This window comes from Chryseobacterium edaphi (assembly GCF_025628985.1).
In the GTDB taxonomy this organism is placed as follows: domain Bacteria; phylum Bacteroidota; class Bacteroidia; order Flavobacteriales; family Weeksellaceae; genus Chryseobacterium; species Chryseobacterium edaphi.
Window position 1 is genome coordinate 348,113 of sequence record NZ_JAOTEM010000004.1, and the last position, 18,923, is coordinate 367,035.

15 protein-coding genes are annotated in these 18,923 nt (G+C 32.6%); all 15 read right to left on the minus strand.

Annotated elements, in window-relative coordinates; translation table 11 throughout:
• Position 1 precedes the first annotated feature (1 nt).
• The 15 genes from NZ698_RS16060 to NZ698_RS16130 all read right to left on the minus strand — a co-directional run bounded on the left by NZ698_RS16060 (position 2) and on the right by NZ698_RS16130 (position 18,876).
• Positions 2-550: a GNAT family N-acetyltransferase gene (locus NZ698_RS16060; protein ID WP_263004215.1), complete on the minus strand. Its 549-nt coding sequence runs from the start codon at positions 548-550 to the stop codon at positions 2-4.
• Positions 541-1,503, minus strand: a complete 963-nt coding sequence (locus tag NZ698_RS16065) for a hypothetical protein (RefSeq protein ID WP_263004216.1) — start codon at positions 1,501-1,503, stop codon at positions 541-543. The genes NZ698_RS16060 and NZ698_RS16065 overlap by 10 nt, the downstream gene beginning before the upstream one ends.
• Positions 1,491-2,210 (minus strand): WbqC family protein, encoded by a 720-nt coding sequence (locus tag NZ698_RS16070; RefSeq protein WP_263004217.1) that lies wholly within the window; start codon positions 2,208-2,210, stop codon positions 1,491-1,493. Before NZ698_RS16070 ends, NZ698_RS16065 begins: the two co-directional genes overlap by 13 nt.
• A gap of 1 nt (position 2,211) precedes the next feature.
• Positions 2,212-3,294, minus strand: coding sequence for a DegT/DnrJ/EryC1/StrS family aminotransferase (locus tag NZ698_RS16075; RefSeq protein ID WP_263004218.1), 1,083 nt, complete (start codon positions 3,292-3,294; stop codon positions 2,212-2,214).
• On the minus strand, positions 3,291-4,727 hold the full coding sequence (locus NZ698_RS16080; RefSeq protein ID WP_263004219.1) for a lipopolysaccharide biosynthesis protein: 1,437 nt from the start codon (positions 4,725-4,727) through the stop codon (positions 3,291-3,293). The genes NZ698_RS16075 and NZ698_RS16080 overlap by 4 nt, the downstream gene beginning before the upstream one ends.
• 91 nt (positions 4,728-4,818) lie before the next feature.
• Positions 4,819-6,123 (minus strand): nucleotide sugar dehydrogenase, encoded by a 1,305-nt coding sequence (locus tag NZ698_RS16085; protein WP_263004220.1) that lies wholly within the window; start codon positions 6,121-6,123, stop codon positions 4,819-4,821.
• A gap of 44 nt (positions 6,124-6,167) precedes the next feature.
• Complete coding sequence (locus NZ698_RS16090) at positions 6,168-8,546, minus strand: GumC family protein (protein ID WP_263004221.1); 2,379 nt, start codon at positions 8,544-8,546, stop codon at positions 6,168-6,170.
• 24 nt (positions 8,547-8,570) lie between these two features.
• Positions 8,571-9,398: a polysaccharide biosynthesis/export family protein gene (locus NZ698_RS16095; RefSeq protein WP_263004222.1), complete on the minus strand. Its 828-nt coding sequence runs from the start codon at positions 9,396-9,398 to the stop codon at positions 8,571-8,573.
• Between the two features lie 79 nt (positions 9,399-9,477).
• Positions 9,478-11,460 (minus strand): polysaccharide biosynthesis protein, encoded by a 1,983-nt coding sequence (locus tag NZ698_RS16100; RefSeq protein ID WP_263004223.1) that lies wholly within the window; start codon positions 11,458-11,460, stop codon positions 9,478-9,480.
• Positions 11,461-11,896: 436 nt separating this feature from the next.
• A complete protein-coding gene (locus NZ698_RS16105) occupies positions 11,897-12,130 on the minus strand; it encodes a hypothetical protein (protein WP_263004224.1) in 234 nt (77 codons plus the stop codon).
• A 12-nt stretch (positions 12,131-12,142) separates the two neighbouring features.
• Complete coding sequence (locus NZ698_RS16110; protein WP_263004225.1) at positions 12,143-15,808, minus strand: beta strand repeat-containing protein; 3,666 nt, start codon at positions 15,806-15,808, stop codon at positions 12,143-12,145.
• Between the two features lie 73 nt (positions 15,809-15,881).
• Positions 15,882-16,349, minus strand: a complete 468-nt coding sequence (locus NZ698_RS16115; protein WP_263004226.1) for a regulatory protein RecX — start codon at positions 16,347-16,349, stop codon at positions 15,882-15,884.
• A 137-nt stretch (positions 16,350-16,486) separates the two neighbouring features.
• A complete protein-coding gene (glyA, locus tag NZ698_RS16120; RefSeq protein WP_263004227.1) occupies positions 16,487-17,752 on the minus strand; it encodes a serine hydroxymethyltransferase in 1,266 nt (421 codons plus the stop codon).
• Positions 17,753-17,861: 109 nt separating this feature from the next.
• Positions 17,862-18,278, minus strand: coding sequence for an arsenate reductase ArsC (locus NZ698_RS16125; protein ID WP_303649276.1), 417 nt, complete (start codon positions 18,276-18,278; stop codon positions 17,862-17,864).
• A gap of 127 nt (positions 18,279-18,405) precedes the next feature.
• Positions 18,406-18,876: a DUF6428 family protein gene (locus NZ698_RS16130; RefSeq protein WP_263004228.1), complete on the minus strand. Its 471-nt coding sequence runs from the start codon at positions 18,874-18,876 to the stop codon at positions 18,406-18,408.
• Between the last annotated feature and the right edge of the window lie 47 nt (positions 18,877-18,923).

The following is an 18,923-nucleotide window of genomic DNA, read 5'->3' on the forward strand; positions in this document are numbered from 1 at the left end:
ATTATATATTAAATTTTTCTTTTATTAAAGGATACTCATCTTTTAAGATACTCAGAATAAATTGGTTGTGATACTTTCCATTTTTAAATACGGAATGCCTTTGTAATGCTTCTACTTGAAAGCCAACTTTTTCCATTAATTTTTTAGCAACAATATGTTCTTCTAAGCATTGTCCTGTACATCGTTCCATGTTTAATTCTTCAAAAATGAATTTTAAGATTAATAACACAACTTGTGTCCCATATCCTTTTCCGTTAAAATCTGGATGAATTTTAATTCCGCTCCAAAAGCAAGCTTTGTTTATATGGTCGATATCCGACACAGAAGTATAGCCGATTATATTTTTACTTTCTTTCTCACATACTGCTAGGTAAAATTTGTCTTGATAATCATTGTAAATTAGACTTTCAATCCATTTTTGATCCCTACTGGATGATACAAATCTTTTATTACCTCCAATCAAGTTTTCAAACTCATTGATCTTTCTCAAATCACTTACAAATTCGGCGTCACCTAATTCAAAAGCTCTAAAAAATATACTTATTTCCATTCTTTTATAATATTTAAAATTTTATCTAATTCGTTTTTTGTATATCGTTGATCAATAGGTAGATGTATTAACTCATCTGTAAGCTGAACCTCTAAACTATCTTTTTCACACCAATTGTAAACATTTGGCCAATATTTAGCACTATAAACTCTATTTTCCAATAATTTACTTCTCAATTCCTTTTTTGACCAGAAAGGATATACCATTGGAACCTGATTATCTGAAATCGCAATGTGTAAAAGATTTTGATCTTTTAAAGATTTATGTAAATAATTAAAATTTTCGATCCTTTGTTTTCTTGCTTTATCATAGTCAATTGATTCTAAAATTTTCTTTGTTATTTTAGACATAATTTTTATCGATTCGCCTTCTAAACTTTTATCATTTACAGCAAAATCTTGATATCCATCTTCAGCTGTTATATCAGCTCTTTTAAGTAAATGTGCCATTCTGTTATAGGAAAAATCTTGCTCAAAATCAAAAGTCAATTTTTTGACATTATAAAGATAAGATCCATCACTTACTCCAAAAAACTTTCTTGGAGAATAAAATGTAACTGCTTTATCAATTGGCTTTGAATAGAATGCTTGCGCATTGTCTATAATTAAATTTTTAACTTGTTTTGATACTATCTCACAGAAATGATCCTTAATCCCAAAATAGTTAGTGTACAAAAATGCTTGATTGTCGGAAATAATATCATAATCGAATATAGGCTCCAAATTCTCATCAATTTTATAAAATTCGAAATCAATATTTAATTTATGAAAAGGTTCTAAAATAACATCACATGTAAAATATGGAATATAGACTTTTTTAAACTTTTCAGTTTTTAAAATATATTCCAAAGCATTTCTTGCTGTATTTAAAGAAACACAATCGACATGATATTCTTGGCCACTTAAAAGTTCTAATTCAAAATATCCACCAATTGCGCTCTCTAATTTTTCCATTTAATTTCATAATTTGCTATCATTCTAGCTGTTTCCTCAATACCATTAAATAAAAGCACATCAATAATTGATAAACCAGGCAAAAAGCTAGATGTTAATTGACTATAAACTTGAAGTTTTGGTTGAATAAATCCAAGTTTCATATCAATTTCTGTAAACTTTTCTGGAAATATAAAAGATTCACCACCAGAAGAATTGATGTAGTGGGTTGCACCAATTTCTTTAGCTACGATTCGTCCCCAGTCACCCTCCCCAGGTTTTTCTTCAAACCAAAAGTTATGATCTGTATATTTATCAAATTTCGTGGTTAAACCTAAAGCTTTACTTATAGTTATTGTAGAATTTATATTGAATTCAGTTAAATGATCATATTGTAATTCTAAAATCTCTTCTATAATTATTTTAATAGGAGTAAAAAAGGGAGCTTTATTTTTATAACCATTTAATTGCTCTATTAATTTAACTTTCCAATTATCTGCATTATCCAATTTCACTGTCGTGAATAAAGCTTTATAATCTGGCTTTATGAGTGTAGGTCTAATAAAATAGGGTTCTTCTTTCTCAATATTAAGCAATCTATTTCTAGACATCCACGATTTTTTGATATATTGTACGTCATCAAAAAACATAAAGTGCTCAACACTATGAATAAGTGAGAAATAGCCTGAATATGGAAAAAAATATGGTTGCATTACTGCTACTTTCATACTAATTATTTTGAATTCTTAACAATAATCTGCAGATTAACTCTACTTCTTCTAAAGATAAGTTCACATATAGAGGTAAACACATTACTCTACTAGCAATATCATCTGTAATTTCAAAATTCTTTTTTTCGAGATATGGCAATGTATTAGCAAGTGATGGATAAAAATAACGTCTCGTATAAATTTCATGTCCTTTTAATCCTTCCATGCAAGCTAACATTAGTTCTTCAGTTTCAAAAACAATAGGATAGTAGGCATAATTTAATGTGCCTTCTTTATGCCAAATTGGTTTTTTAGCGTGTAAGCCTTTTAATCTTGCATCGTAGAATTCTGTAAGCTCTTTTCTTTTTTCATGAATAGTTTGAATATGAAAAAAATTGGTCAATCCCATCGCAGCATGAAATTCCGAATTTTTTCCATTTAATCCCAGTTCTGAAAATGCTTCCGGCCCATTAAAACCAAAATTTCTTATAAATGCTAATTTTTTTAATATTTCTTTATCCTTCGTAATAACCAATCCACCTTCTCCTGAATGGTACAATTTTGTTGCATGGAGGCTACATGTTGAGATGTCTCCATATTCGAATAAAGATTTGCCGTTAACTTTTACACCAAATGCATGTGCCCCATCATAAATAACTTTAAGATTATGTTTCTTGGCAATTTTTTCAATACAAATCACATCGCATGGGTTTCCATAAACATGAGTTGCTAAAATTGCCGTCGTTTTGTCAGTGATACTTTCTTCAATTTTTGAAGCATCTATATTAAGAGAGTCTTTATCAATATCAACGAAAATGGGTTGACAACCTTCCCATACTATGCTGCTGGTTGTGGCTACGAATGAGAATGGTGTAGTGATAATCTCTCCTTTTAGATCTAATGCTTTAATCGCCATTTGCAATGCAACAGTTCCGTTGGTTACAAAAAGCAAATGGTTCAAACCTAAATGCTGCTTAAGTTTAATTTCTAGGTCACTTGCTAAAGGTCCCATATTTGTCAACCATTGACGTTGCCAAATTCCCGTTAGATACTTTTGATATTCTTCAATCGGAGGAAGAAATGGTTTTGTTACTGGAATCATTTTTTTAATATTATATTTTTGATCTCTTGAAAACTCGAAAATTTAAATAAAATTGATAATAAACTGTAAAAAATCACACCTATTATCGTTGAAAATAGAAGTCTGGTAAAATCATCATATGCTTGAAAAAAGGAAACATCAACCCAGTAAAGTAACAACCCCATTAAAAATGAAACTAAAAATATAGGTAAAATATCTCTAAGCTGCTGGAAAAGATTATAATTTAAAAACTTACCCGCATAATGTGTATTTATTCCTAAACAAAGTACTGAGGCAACTACCTGTCCCCAAAGTAACCCATAAAAATCGAAATAAAAAGATATAGCCAAAATAAGTACTGCAAGTATTTTTTTAGCAATCTCTAAGTAAAGGTATAAATCAGATTTACCTTTCACTTGTAAAATTAATAGGTTATAAACATGTAATGGATATAATATTCCAGTAAGGCATAAAATTTGAAAAATGGGAACTATCGGCAACCATTTTTCTGTAAAAAGAAATTCTACTAATGGAGCCGCCATTACCATCATGATTACCATAACTGGTGTGACCAGAAACAAAACTAACAGCATAATTCTTTTATATGATGACTTCAATCGATGATCATCATCTTGCATTTGAGAAAATGTAGGAAATGCAACCTTATTTAATGTCGAAGAAATATTGAGAACTGGTAACATCATTAATGAATTCGATCTGGTGTAGTAACCCAATAATTTTGGACTGTAAACTTTTCCTATTACAATATTGTAAAGATTTGTAAAAATAATATCTAAGATCGAAGACATCATTAATTTATTGCCATAGCCAAAATGTGTCGTAAATTTCAACTTATTAAAAATCAATTTGGGCCTCCAATCTGTAAAATACCATAGTGAGATTGTTGACAATGTGGAGCTTGCAATGAATGAAAATACTAAACTCCAAACTCCAAAATTATTATATGCCATAAAAACTGCAATAACACTATACACAATAAGAGAAGGCAGAGAAATGATTGCTATTTTTTTAAATTGCATCGCCTTAATCAATCTAGTGTTATGAACAGCAGAAAACGAGTTAATGATGAAAGAAAGACTATAGATTCTGATTATATTTTTTAAAATAGGCTGTTTATAGAAGTCTGCAATGTAAGGTGCTGAAAAAAATATGATCAGGTAGACAAAAACGCTTATTAACACATTAAAAATAAATACCGTAGAATAATCATCTTCTTCTAATGTTGCCGATCTTATAAGAGAATTGGTAAGACCTCCTTCATAAACTGCGCTTCCCAATCCAATAAAAATGGTTATCATTCCGATAAGACCAAAATCTGAAGGAGTAATAAGTCTTGCCAAAATTATAGACACACCAAATTGGATAGCCTGGGTGCCAAATTGTTGCCCATATGTCCATATGGCACCATTTAAAACTTGATTTTTTAAAGACATATTTATGATGTAGAAAGATATAAATTATTGTAATAAAAATTATTTTGACGCACTAAATCTTGTTCTGTTTCATCAATCCTTTATCGTAACATCATAGCCTTCTATGACTAGAATGTTTGGGTAAGATCCCTTTCACATCATATACAACACAATGATTTTTTTGAAATGAAATTATATCCATATTTAAAAATTGTTCGTGAGCGACTGTAAGAATAATAGCATCATATTTTTGGCTGTTTTGATCAAGGTGGGTCTTACAAACAACTCCGTACTCTGTCATAACTTCTGCCGGATCTGCCATGGGATCGTATGTTGTAACCTCCGCACCATAATCTTGCAAATTTGTAATAACATCTATTGCCTTTGAATTTCTGATATCAGGACAATTTTCTTTAAATGTTATTCCTAAATTCAAAATCTTTGCTCCTTTAACTTTGATATCATTATTGATCATCAATTTAACAACCTGTGATGCAACAAAAGCTCCCATAGAATCATTCAACCTTCTGGCCGCTAAAATTAGTTCAGAATAATATCCAATTTCCTGCGCTTTCTGAGCCAAATAAAAAGGATCGACTCCAATACAATGCCCTCCTACTAAACCAGGTTTGAACTTTAAAAAATTCCATTTGGTCCCTGCAGCTGCTAAAACATCATGAGTATCAATATTCATTAACGAAAAAATTTTTGCCAGCTCATTCATAAAAGCAATATTTAGATCTCGCTGAGAGTTTTCAATTACTTTTGAAGCTTCCGCAACTCTAATGGTCGGCGCCAAATGAGTTCCCGCCTTTATAACAGATTTGTATAAATCGTCAACAGTTTTTCCCGCTTCAAGAGTTGATCCAGAAGTTACTTTCAATATTTTATCAACTGTATGATCCTTATCTCCCGGATTGATTCTTTCAGGGGAATAACCTACAAAAAAATCTTCATTGAATTTTAGTCCTGATATTCTCTCCAAAACAGGTACACATTCTTCTTCAGTCACTCCTGGATAAACAGTAGATTCATAAATGACAATATCATTTTTCTTTAAAACTTTGCCGACCGTTTCACTGGATTTATATAGCGGAGTCAGATCTGGTCTGTTATACTTGTCAATAGGCGTCGGAACTGTTACAATATAAACGTTTGCATCACAAATGTCTTGATAATTTGACGAACAGTATAATCCCAACTTGTTGGGTGTTTCAAAAGGATTAAAATCAATCTGTACTAACTTCAATAAATCCTCAGAAATTTCCTGAGTAGAATCTACACCTACAATTAGTTCATTTATACGTTTCTGATTGATATCAAAACCTACCACCGGATATCTTGTTGCAAAAAGTCTTGCTAACGGTAAACCTACATATCCTAAACCTACTATTGCGATTTTATGTTTTCTGTCCATCTATATTTCCACATCAATATCATTACTGATACTTCGTTATTTAACTACTTACCAAAAATTTTTGGTAAAAAAGATTTCTTTACGTCTTCAGAATATCCGTATCCGTACTTATAACCATAACCATAACCACTGTTCATCTTACTAACATCATTCAAAACCAAACCAACATTTTTAATCTTTTTATCTTTAATTTGTTTATTGATGAAACCAATAAGTTCTTTTTCTGTGTAGCCAGATCTTGTAACATACACCGTCGCATCAGCTACATCAGAGATTAATAAAGAGTCTGTTACTAACATTAATGGTGCTGTGTCTAAAATGATGTAATCGTATAATGGTCTTAAACTTTCTATCAATTCCTGATATCTTCCGTTGGATAAAAGTTCAGTTGGGTTTGGTGTAATAGCACCTGAATAAATAACATCACAGTATGGATTAAATGTAGTTTGATGAATAATTTCTGAAGCTGTCATTTCATCATCATACATAAATTCCGACAAACCGATTAATCCTCTTCTGCTTTCATTGTATCTCTGCAATTGTGGATTTCGGATATCAGAACCTATAATAACCACTTTTTTACGAGGTGTAGCCAAAGTGAGTGCTAAGTTTACAGATGTAAATGTTTTTCCTTCACCTTTTACTGTTGAGGTTACAAAAACTACGTGTCCTTTTTTGTTCTTTGGCAACATGAAACTGATATTGGTAATTAAAATTCTAAATGCTTCTGCTAGTGGAGACATATCATTTAATTGTACTATTTCAGGAGCACCTTTTTCCAATGAAGGAAGTTCACCAATTACCGTCGCACCCTTTACAAGTTTTTCTAAATCTTGTTTAGATTTAATTTTATTGTTAAAGAGTTCAATTAAATATATAATAGAAAATGGTATTAATAATCCAACAACTAAAGCTCCCAGATAAATGATCTGTTTTTTTGGAGAAACAGTACTCATGGTTAGAGCATCATCTACTACTCTTGCTTTTGGGGCAGCAATTGCCAAAGAAATCGCAGCCTCTTCTCTCCTCTGAAGAAGAAGTAAATATAGCTGTTCTTTGATATTCTGTTGCCTTTCGATACTTCTAAAAAGCTTTTCTTGTACAGGAATTTTAGAAATTCTGCCAGATAATCTGTTTTGCTCGGACTGTACATTATTTCTGGAAATCTGAAGTGCAGATCTGCTTTTCTGCAAACTCTGCAAAACCGAACTTCTGATACTTGTAATTTGCTTTGTAATATCCTGCACTATAGGATTTGAAGTAGTAGCATTTTGTAACAGCCTAGATCTTTCTAAAACGAGCTGATTGTACATGGCAATATTTGAATTAGAATCTGAATCTGTAAGTCCCACATTTAATGGTAACACTTCATAATTGCCTTGTCTACTATTTAGATTCCCTATTAATCCATTGATCAATTCTAACTGTGATTCTGTTGAAATCTGCTGCTGACGTATAGATGAAGCGGTTTCTAAAGATAATCCTGCCTCAGTTTCTATATCAGCAATGTTATTCTGAACTTTGAAATTCTGCTTTTGTGTTTCTACCTTTCCTAATTCCTCACCTATAAGATTGATTCTTTCGTCAATAAAAACTGCCGTTTTTTGCGCTTCAGAATTTTTATCTAAAATCGCTTCACGATTGTAATTGACAGCCAACCTATTCAGTATATCTTCCGCTTTTTCAGATGAAGGATGGTCAAGACTTAATTTTATTACCGTAGAATTTTTTTCTACTAAACTTACTTTGAGTTCAGAAAGGAGTAATCTTGCTCTGCTCATTGCCGACATAAATTCTAATCGGTAATGTATTTGTCTATCAGTTTGGTAAATTAGCTTTGGATTTTTTTGAAACATTACTATACCAAATGGTAAAGAAAGTGCCTTATTAAAAGTGGTTTCAATTGGAGTTTTAAAGCTTTCGGATTCCAAAATGATTGAACTTCCCTTTACAGTTGCAAAAACTTCTTTCGCTGGATATACACCTGTAGACTTTTCACTAACAATTCTTAAAACGAACGGAGCCTTATCTCCGTATAATTCAGTATCTTTTAGCTTTCCATTAGAATAAATATTTGTTTCCAGACCCAACTCTTTTACAACAGAGATCATCAATTTTTTTGATTTAAAAATTTCAATCTCATTATCTACAGAGTTTGTGCCCATACCTCCTACACCGCCAATTTCGGAAAGCACAGACATCTCAGGCTGACCAGATGAAGATTTTTTCACCTCTTTGATTAGCAATGTAGATTCTGTATTGTAAACAGGAATTGTGTATCTGAGAAAAAACCAAGCTGCAATGATTGCAAGAATTGCCCCTATAATAAACCAATGCCATCGAAAAACGAAAGGTTTTATAACTTCCCTAATATTGAGAGACTCTTCTTCTTGTGTCTGATCTTGTGTCTGATTATAATCCACTATAATGAATGATTATTGATATTATTAATTTCTCGTAAGCGCTAATACTCCTAGAGCAATTGACGCTATTACTGATGCTACAGAAATGTATAACCCAGTATTAGGGTCTATTCTAGCAGATTTTTCTCTGATAGCATTTGGCTGCACATAAATCATATCATTCTGCTTCAAATAATAATATGGTGAATTAATAAATTGTGCACTTGTTAAATCAATCGTTTGTTGTGTAAATTTACCATCTACATTCCTAACAATCAAAATGTTATTGCGCACACCAAAAGAAGTCAAATCCCCAGCTAAACCCAACGCTTGCAATAGTGTTGCATTGCCATCAGGAATTACATAGGTTCCTGGTTTTGCTACCTCACCTAATACTGATACTTTAAAATTAATTAATTTTAATTCCACCACAGGATTTTTAACATATGTAGAAATTAAACCTGAAAGTTTTGCTTTTAATGTTTCAATATTTTCACCTTTAGTATTAATTAAGCCAATCTGTGGAAAGTCTATATTTCCATCCGTATCTACTATATATGTCGGTCCTGAAGTTGGAACTGGCTGAAATTGGGCATTCCCACTTGCTATAGAATACTGTGCTACAGTAGCAGTAGAAGAATAGTTTTGATTAAAAGGTTTAACAACATCAAGATCTTTAGCTGAAACTGTAATTACCAACTGATCGCCCGGCTGCAATGTGCTACGACTATTTTTTATCGAATTATCTAGGGCTATATTTTCAATATCCTTCATATAGTTAATCTCCTGCCTAGGAGCACAAGAAAATACTGCCAAACTCAATGCTGCGTATATATAGTACTTTTTTAAAATCATTTTAATAAATTTTTTCACAAAAATAGGATTATTATTCTATAAACAAAATTTGTTTATTTCTATATTTAGATTTAGTTTTTATTTCAACGAAATAAAATCAATTATTTTCTATTTCTAAAGTAAGATTTTCTATAGTACCTACTTCTTGTTTTTTATCTAAGCTTTCATATTCAGAGTTGTTACTGATAAACTCAGGTACAATTTGTTTAAGCAACGTTACCACCTGTATCTTATCTCTTTTAACTGCCGACTTGATAATTTGTCTGAATAAAACTTCAATTTCCTCAAATTTTATTACCGGATCTCTGGAGATCATTATCTTTTCATGATGTGTAGGTATCGTTGTTGCATCATTACTTAGCAATTCCTCATATAATTTTTCACCAGGTCTCAATCCAATGAACTTAATTTTAATATCAACATCAGGTGTGAAACCTGAAAGCCTGATCATTCTTTTGGCTAAATCTAAAATTTTTACAGGATCTCCCATATCAAATACATAGATTTCTCCGCCTGCTCCCATAGTTCCAGCTTGGAGTACCAATTCACAAGCTTCCGGAATTGTCATGAAGTATCTTATGATATCAGGATGGGTAATTGTAATAGGACCTCCTTTTTCAATCTGTTTTTTGAAATGCGGAATTACCGAACCGTTCGAACCTAATACATTACCAAAACGTGTTGTAATGAACTTTGTTTTATTGCCTTCAGAACTTTGCAAAGACTGAACAAATAATTCAGCCGTCCTTTTTGATGCACCCATTACGTTGGTAGGATTAACCGCCTTATCGGTTGAAACCATTACAAAACGGTTTACATTATATTTTTTTGATAATAAAGCTACATTTTTCGTTCCCAATACATTTACGAAAATTGCTTCGTGAGGATTCTCTTCGATCAATGGTACATGTTTATAAGCTGCGGCATGATAAACCATCGAAAACTTATAAATCTCAAATAATTTTTCTAATCTGTAATTATTTGAAATATCTGCTAAAACAAATTTGAATTTTTGCTCGGGAAACTTTTCCAATAATTCTAATTCCAATTCATATAGAGGAGACTCTGCCTGATCTAAAACAACTATGAGTGAAGGATTAAACTGAGCAACCTGACGGACAATCTCACTACCAATAGAACCTGCACCACCCGTAACTAAAACATTTTTTTCAAAATGCCTTTTTTTCAGGTCTTCATTTTCAATTTTTATAGGTCTTCTGTTTAATAGATCTTCAATCTGTAAATTACGGATTCCACTTACCAGATCCCCATCTCTCATTTTGCTTAATGTGGGTGCCTTAAGTACCTTTAAACCTTTATCCAATGCCAAAACCATCCACTTTTCCATCTCCTGTTTGGTCATGATTTCTTTGATAATTAAGATTGCATCAAACTTTCTTACCAACTTTTCATTCTTGAAAAAATCTTCTTGTGTATAAATTTTGTGTCCCAATAAAATTGCTCTCTGAGAATCTGATCTATTTGTAAGAAATCCCTCTAATCTATATGGATAACTAGGATTGTGCATAATAGCTCGTGCCACCGAAACCGAAGAATCGCCGACCCCCAATACCGCCACCCTCACTTTCGAAGATGATCCTTTAAAATCAATCAACAGATTAAAGAATCTTTTGATGATCATTCTAAAGAAAAACATCATCGAAACCGAGATGAAAAAATTTAAAAATAAAATTGGATATAAATACAGAGGTTTACCAACCGACAATTCAAAAATATAATTAAAAACTAAAAGACCAAATAATGTACTTCCAGAACAAAGAATGATTTTAAAGAGATCGAAAAAGGTAGAATGCCGAATGATTCCTGCGTAAGTTTTGTACACAAACATGAATGCAAAGTTGATTACCACTAAAAGAATAATCTGATGTGCAATATATTCAGGAAAATTAAGATTAACCCGTAATTTCTCTAAAAACAAGTATGAGAGTAAAATCGAAAAAAGGATGATCAGAACATCTATAGCAATGACTATCCATCGCGGTATATATCTGATTTCCGTGATCTTTACAATATTATCTCCATTATAAAGAGCCTTAAAAGCATCATAGAGCTTTTTCATTCATCATTAATTGTTTATGTATTAATTATCTGCAAAGATAAGTATATTATTGTCATTTCGAACTCTGTCTTGTTAAAAATCATTACCACCCCCATTTAGCCCTCTAAGTCTTCTAAAAACAACTGATTCACAGAATTTTATATTTTATAAAATACTTCCTTATTTTTTATCGGCTGCAAATTTAATTTATTTTTTAGTAGTTACCAAAAATCGGAGAACATAGGAAAACAATCTTAACAAGATACTATGCAATCCACTGATATAATTTACTTTGACTACCAAAAAGTTAAATAAATAAGGATTTGGAAGTTTTAAATAATTTAACAGAAAACACACATCAATTTCTAAACTTATTTTTTAAAGGATCTTTAATTAGTTAAAAAATAAAAACTCCTGAAGTATAAACTTCAGGAGTTTCAAATTGCTGAAGCACTAATTAAGCTGCTTCTTTTCTTCTTCCGTAAGCGAAAGCGATTATCACACCAGCTAACATAAGCACTGGAACAAATTGATCGATTGGAGCTCCACTTGGATCTCCAGGACCAGCGGGATCATCACCTTCTGCCATTGTTCCCATTTCTTGATCATTATATATATACGGATTGTCTGACTGATCCGCAAATGCAAAACCTGAAAGAACTAATGAACATATTATTACTATTTTTTTCATTATTTCAAAACTTTATTTAATTACTTTTTTAGAATATTCTTTTCCTGCAGATTTTGCTTTGATTATATATAATCCTTTTGATTCTAATTTAATACGAACCAATTTAGAATTGCTGTCAATATTTTGAACTTTTCTACCAGCAGCGTCGAATATTTCAATGTTTTCAATGTTTTTATTATTTCTTACAAAGAAATCTTCACCATCTCTATATATTTCAAAAGAATCCTTTTGTACTTCTGATGTAGCCAATACATTTAATTTGTAAACAATTTCAAATCTGTTTGTAAATTCTCCTGCATTAGCCGTAAAAGTGTAGGCCTGATTCTGAAGATCTGTATAAGTTCCTGTTGATTTATCATGTAGATAAATTGCCTGTCCGTTTGTGAACAATCCTTCTTTATGAGCCAATGAAACTGTAAAATTTCCGTTTTCGAAATGTTTAGTACCTAATGGAACCACATCATTAATGTTAAAAGGAGCTTTTCCCTGAATAATCACTTTCTCAGCATCTGCCAAAGAGTAGAATGCATCTGAACCTGTACCCATAGCTTTTGAGTCATAAACATCGTAAGTATTTAATGCATTTTGACTGTATGTAACAGCCTGCGTAACAGTATTTCCATAAGAAGTTGTCAGCTTGATCCAAAATTTACCTGCATTCACATCTAAGTTCTTGTTTAATGTTACACCAGCAGTAGAAGCACGCATTGCATTTGTAAATGAAACCTGACCAGCATCAACAGACTTTACAATAAAGCCCTGACCTATTTTTGCAATACTTCCTAATCCATTAAGAGTAGCAGAATTATAAGATTGCGTACCCGGAGCTTCTGTCCATGTTCCAGATGCAGCATTAATCGTTGCGTACCCAACATTTGTAGCAGTACTTCCTGTCTGTGTTGTTACGTTACCTGTTGTATTATCCCAGAACCATAGTGTAGATCCTATTGCAGTATTATTTGCATTGTAGAATAATGTAAGATCTAAATTTGAAGGATACGGATTTCCTATCAGATTAAAGTTGTTTGAACCTCCTGTAGTTCCTGCTAATGATACATTTACAATTCCGTTGTTCGGTGTTTTATTTGTACCTCCGAAAAGCACTCCTGCATTTGCCTGAGGTACTTTTACTGAATACCCTTTCCCTGAATTTGTTACAAAGTTTCCATCAGCATTCGTTACAAGATCATAAAAATTTGTTCCTGTATTATATGTCATTACATACGTTGGTGCTGTAGCTGAAGAACCTAAAGTATAAGCTGTAAAAATATTTTGATCCACAACCGGAGATGACCAGAATACATATTTGTTTACAGCACTTGCACTGTTTCTGTTTGCTACAAAAGAAGATCCTGTTCCAGCCGTATAGGTTGCACCTACATTCTGAATAAAGTTACCACCGTCATTAACGATAATATTACCGTTGTTGGTAGTATTCCAGGTAGTCACAGTTTGTCCTGAATTGATTGTCAATGTTACAGTAGGATTTACTGTGATTGTTTGAGCTGCAAATCCGGCTCCAGTATAATCTGAGTTTATAGTAGCATTAACCGTAGATGACGGATTTCCGTTAGACCATGCAATACCATTCCAAGTAGTTGATGCAATTACTTTTTTATAAAGACTTATTTCTGGTAAAGCACTAGAAGATGTGTAAGCTTTGAAACCAGGCGTTCCTAAAGATGCGTTATACTTCAATATTCTAGTTGTAGTTGCGACGTTACTAACAGAAAAATATGCATTTGTAGTATTATAAGTAATATTCCATCGTTGATTGTTAGTAGAAACAGCAGCAGAACTCGATAAGTCTGTAGAAGTATTATATCCTAAATAATTATTAGTTGAAACATTTTGTATCGTATAATTTCCATTTACCTGATTAATTTTGTAAACAGTCGAAGAAGCCGGATTAATTATTTGATTCGCACTTGCATTTGCAGAAGCTGTAACTAAAGTTCCATTTGTAATAGCACTTGTTGCGATAACTGCATCGTTTGCATCAGCAATAATATAATCACCATCAGTTAAATCGGCGATTGATGTTATTTTAGCATAAATTTCAGCATCAGTAACATTGATGTTGCCCGAAGTAATTTGTGCAAAATTGCCATGATCCGCATAGAGAGTATAATTACCGGCTGCACTAAATTGAACATTATTAAAAGTAGCTACACCATTGACAAATGACTGTGTCAAAGTTCCCGAAACCACACCAGTTCCAGACGCTTTGGAAAGAGTTACAGTACCATTATAACTATTATCAACTGTATTGTCTGGTCTCAAAGCTTCAACCTTTACAAAGGGTGAAAGTATAATATTTGTATAACCTGCAGTCGGCATTCCACTACCAAAAGAAATATGATTTGCTAAGGCTAATGTGGTTACGGTTTCATCAACTCCATATATATAATTATTATTTGAATCTTTTATATATGCTCTGTAATAATAATTTGTATTAGGATTTAATCCTGTAAGATCATAATTGTAAGCTCCCAAAGATATTGAACTTACAATTTGAGAATTATTTAGAATTGTGGGATTTGGAGACAATCCCCAAACAAAGCCTTTTTCGATTGTATTTGGACAAGTTCCTAAAGTTGTTAAATTACCGTTTAATCTTACTGTTCCAGTTCCAATATTACTTTCAGCCAATGTAGAAACAGCACCTGAAACACTACCTATACCTGTTCCTGTAAGATTGATCGCCGCAGTATTACTTCCAGCAGTTGTGCTTGCTGCAGTTATTGTTCCAGTTTGTGATCCTGCTCCTGAAGGAGTAAAGGTAACATTAAAAGTAGCTGTACCACCTGCAGTAATAGTTGTTGCTGACAAGTTAGAAACAACAAAATCAGATGCATTTGCTCCAGAAGAAACTAGGGAGATCCCGTCTGCATTTGAAGTACTTGTATTTGTAATAGTATATGTAATTGCATTTGTCGAAGTACCAATACAAGATGTACCGTGATTTTGTGCAGTAGAAATAGACAAATTAGGTGTATTTGTTATTGCAGGATTTGCCACAATTGTTAAATCATCAACTGATAAGACAGGGCTATTTGATCCAGCTTTGTTCCATCTGAACATAATTTCTGAACCTGCTGGCACATTAATATTAATTGTAGCTGTTAATGCAGTTCTGTTTGTAGCATCATTTCCATCTATCGCTACAGCTGTTCCCGTCTTTAAAGCGGCAAAACCTAACAAAGGAACATCAGTAAATGTACCTGTTGTAAGACTTGTAATTGCTGTAGAAGAAACTCTGTAACCCAACGTTAATGTACCTGCGGCATTTTGTCTCCATTGCTCTCCAGTAAATGATATTGTAAATGAAGTTACAGCTTGACTAGAATTATTTTTTAGTCTTACTCCAAAATTATGAGTTGCTGATGATGTAGATAAAGCTCCAATTGAACGATCTGTATTAGCATCTGTTCCTGTGTTATAGCAAGAATTACTGTTTACAGATCCATCACTTACGATTAATGATGAAGATGCATACCAACCCTGTAAAGTTGAATTGTTGGTCCAGGTATTTACGGTAGTACTTAAAGTATTAAAGTCTTGTGAATAAGTATTTGGTAAGCTACCGATACTTACCTGCGCCCATCCCCAAACCGAGAACAGCGCCATCAAAAATGCCAAAGACACCTTTGATAATTTTTGTAATTTTAAATTCATATAAATATTATTTTCTGAGGACAAAACTATAAATTTTTCCTAAAAAATAACCGAACTTAAAATTACATAAATGTTAATTATCAATCACTTGCAAAATATTCTCATACTCAAAACCTCTGCTTAAAAGATATTTAATAGTCTTTGATTTTTTTTGATACACCTGCAACCCTTTCTGTTTTGAAAAGTGATTTTCGTATATCTTTCTGATTATCTTTAGATAATCTTCATCATCAATTTCATCAAAACTTTTGTTGATTAGCTTTTCGGTAATACCTTTTTGCTTCAAATGCATTTTAATTTTGTTTTTCCCCCAATGTTTGATGTTGAATTTTCCACGAATATAACTTCTTGTGAAACGTTCTTCGTTTAAATAATTCTCTTTCATTAAATACAAAAGAATTTCATCTTTCGCTTCAGGGATTAAAACAAACTCTCTCATCTTCTGCTCCACTTCGGAATGACAACGATCCTGATAAACACAATAGTTGACCAGTTTCTGTTTAATTTCATCAAATGTGAAGAGTTTTTTTTCGGGCTGCATAATCAGTTGTAGTTGATAGTTGATAGTTGATAGTTCAAAATTACAATTTATAAAAAAGAGGTACAAAATACTTTGCACCTCTTCTTTATGTTTATGAAATGAAAAACTTCATCTCAGTATTATTTGTCTAAAGCTGATTAGTAATTGAATAAGGCTTTTCCTTCCATCAACCCGTTTACTTTTTTTCTAACTTCAGAAATCACTTCTTCATTTTTGATATTATCAACTACTTCAGAAATTAACTCTGCAATGGTATTCATATCGTTTTCTTTAAGACCTCTCGTTGTAATTGCTGCAGTTCCTAGTCTGATTCCAGAAGTCGTGAACGGAGATTTATCATCAAAAGGAACCATGTTTTTATTACAAGTGATATCAGCTTTTACCAAAGCTTTTTCAGTTTCTTTACCGTTTACACCTTTATTTCTAAGATCAACCAACATTAAGTGATTGTCTGTTCCTCCACTTACAATGTCAAAACCTAAACCTACCATCGCTTTAGATAAAGCCTGAGCGTTAGATTGTACTTGTTTTGCATACGTTAAAAACTGATCATCAATCGCTTCAGCAAATGCTACAGCTTTTGCACCAATTACGTGCTCCAATGGACCGCCCTGAATTCCAGGGAAAACAGCCCCGTCAAGAACCTGACTCATCTGCTTGATTTCTCCTTTCGGAGTTTTGTGACCGTATGTATTTTCAAAATCTTTCCCCATCATGATCATTCCCCCTCTTGGACCTCTCAAAGTCTTGTGAGTCGTTGTGGTTACAACATGGCAATGTTCGAATGGATTATTTAAAAGACCTTTTGCTACCAAACCTGCAGGATGTGCAATATCTGCCCAAAGTGTAGCACCGATTTCGTCTGCAACCTCTCTGAATTTTGCATAATCTAAATCTCTAGAATAAGCCGAGAAACCTGCGATCAACATTTTGGGTCTTTCTCTCAAAGCCACTTCTCTCATTTGGTCATAATCGATCAAACCGGTTTCCTGGTGCACTCCGTAAGAAACTACATCGTACTGAATTCCTGAGAAATTCACCGCAGAACCGTGAGTAAGGTGACCACCCATTGAAAGATCCATTCCCATGATTTTATCTCCGGGTTTCAAAACTGCCAGATAAATTGCAGCATTTGCCTGAGAACCAGAATGCGGCTGAACATTTACGTAATCAACACCAAAAAGCTGCTTTGCTCTTTCGATTGCTAAAGTCTCAACCTCATCTACTACTTCACAACCTCCGTAATATCTTTTTCCGGGATATCCTTCTGCATATTTGTTTGTCAGTACACTTCCCATTGCTTTCATCACATTTTCAGAAACAAAGTTTTCTGATGCAATAAGCTCTAATCCGTGGGATTGTCTTTCTCTTTCTTTTTCGATAAGGTCAAAAATAATGTCCATTTACTTTTAGATTTTAGATTTTGAATGCCAAAAATACGGAATTTCGCATAGATATCCTTATGCATTCTGATGATTTTTGTTTTGAAGTCATTTAGTTTAAATCTTTTAACTATAAGTTTTGATCAACAAATTGTTTGCAATATCTCTTAATTTCTTCCCTAACCTTTCTGAATTCCTCATCAACTTCCCTGTTTGTTCCCTTAGCTTTTGCAGGATCTGAAAAATTATAATGCAATACTTTCGCAGCGCTGGGAAAATACGGACAGTTTTCTTTCGCATTATCACAAACAGTAATCACAAAGTCAAAATCAATATTTTTATACTCATCAATATTGTTGGAAGTATGATTTGAAATATCAATTCCCTCTTCCATCATCGTTTTTACTGCTTTTGGATTGACTCCATGTGTTTCGATTCCAGCACTGAAAACTTCAGCTTCAACTTTAGCAAATGTTTTTAAAAAACCGTGTGCAATCTGACTTCTGCAGCTGTTTCCTGTGCAAAGCACTAATATTTTCTTTTTCATAATTATACAAGTAACCAAATTATATTAATAAGGCAGAATTTAGGATCAAACCCAAAAATTAGCTGTAACAAAATCACCGAAGATGTAATGATTATTGGTTTTTTATATTTAATAATCGTTTTAAGTATCATGAGCAGCATCCTGAATTTGGAGTACAATTAACTTCTTTATTGATCTCGCTAAGATTTACCTTTTGCTTTTCCTGTGGAACTCCGCAAGAATCGCTTGCCAAACAGGCTGTGTTTTTATTTTTTAAAACGAAATATGTTCCGTTAAAATCCAGATCATATTTACCGATTGTAGAACTTTGATATTCAACTTCGATCTCAAAATCTTCTATTCCTAATTTTTCTTCAGAAAGTTTAATGATATTTAGTAATTTTCCTGGTTTCAATCGATGTTCAAAATCATTGGCATTCCAAAGCTGAAAATTGACCACATTTTCTTTTCTGATCTTTCCGCCACAATCGATAAAGTTTTTCGTAATCATTCCCACCTCCATTACGTGGAAATGTTCAGGAACCAATGTTCCATTCTCCAGTTGAAACTCTACATTTTCTAATGTAGGTAAAATCTGTTTTATGTCTGATAATTTCATACTATCTATTTTAATTTGTTTTATTGCAATATTACGATTGATAAATT

What these genes read in the sequence shown, in the direction of transcription:
- NZ698_RS16075 (WP_263004218.1), bottom strand. Translation starts at nt 3,294, where the DNA reads ATGATTCCAGTAACAAAACCATTTCTTCCTCCGATTGAAGAATATCAA.
- glyA (WP_263004227.1), bottom strand. Translation starts at nt 17,752, where the DNA reads ATGGACATTATTTTTGACCTTATCGAAAAAGAAAGAGAAAGACAATCC.
- NZ698_RS16130 (WP_263004228.1), bottom strand. Translation starts at nt 18,876, where the DNA reads ATGAAATTATCAGACATAAAACAGATTTTACCTACATTAGAAAATGTA.
- NZ698_RS16105 (WP_263004224.1), bottom strand. Translation starts at nt 12,130, where the DNA reads ATGAAAAAAATAGTAATAATATGTTCATTAGTTCTTTCAGGTTTTGCA.
- NZ698_RS16115 (WP_263004226.1), bottom strand. Translation starts at nt 16,349, where the DNA reads ATGCAGCCCGAAAAAAAACTCTTCACATTTGATGAAATTAAACAGAAA.
- NZ698_RS16110 (WP_263004225.1), bottom strand. Translation starts at nt 15,808, where the DNA reads ATGAATTTAAAATTACAAAAATTATCAAAGGTGTCTTTGGCATTTTTG.
- NZ698_RS16065 (WP_263004216.1), bottom strand. Translation starts at nt 1,503, where the DNA reads ATGGAAAAATTAGAGAGCGCAATTGGTGGATATTTTGAATTAGAACTT.
- NZ698_RS16100 (WP_263004223.1), bottom strand. Translation starts at nt 11,460, where the DNA reads ATGAAAAAGCTCTATGATGCTTTTAAGGCTCTTTATAATGGAGATAAT.
- NZ698_RS16080 (WP_263004219.1), bottom strand. Translation starts at nt 4,727, where the DNA reads ATGTCTTTAAAAAATCAAGTTTTAAATGGTGCCATATGGACATATGGG.
- NZ698_RS16085 (WP_263004220.1), bottom strand. Translation starts at nt 6,123, where the DNA reads ATGGACAGAAAACATAAAATCGCAATAGTAGGTTTAGGATATGTAGGT.
- NZ698_RS16070 (WP_263004217.1), bottom strand. Translation starts at nt 2,210, where the DNA reads ATGAAAGTAGCAGTAATGCAACCATATTTTTTTCCATATTCAGGCTAT.
- NZ698_RS16060 (WP_263004215.1), bottom strand. Translation starts at nt 550, where the DNA reads ATGGAAATAAGTATATTTTTTAGAGCTTTTGAATTAGGTGACGCCGAA.
- NZ698_RS16125 (WP_303649276.1), bottom strand. Translation starts at nt 18,278, where the DNA reads ATGAAAAAGAAAATATTAGTGCTTTGCACAGGAAACAGCTGCAGAAGT.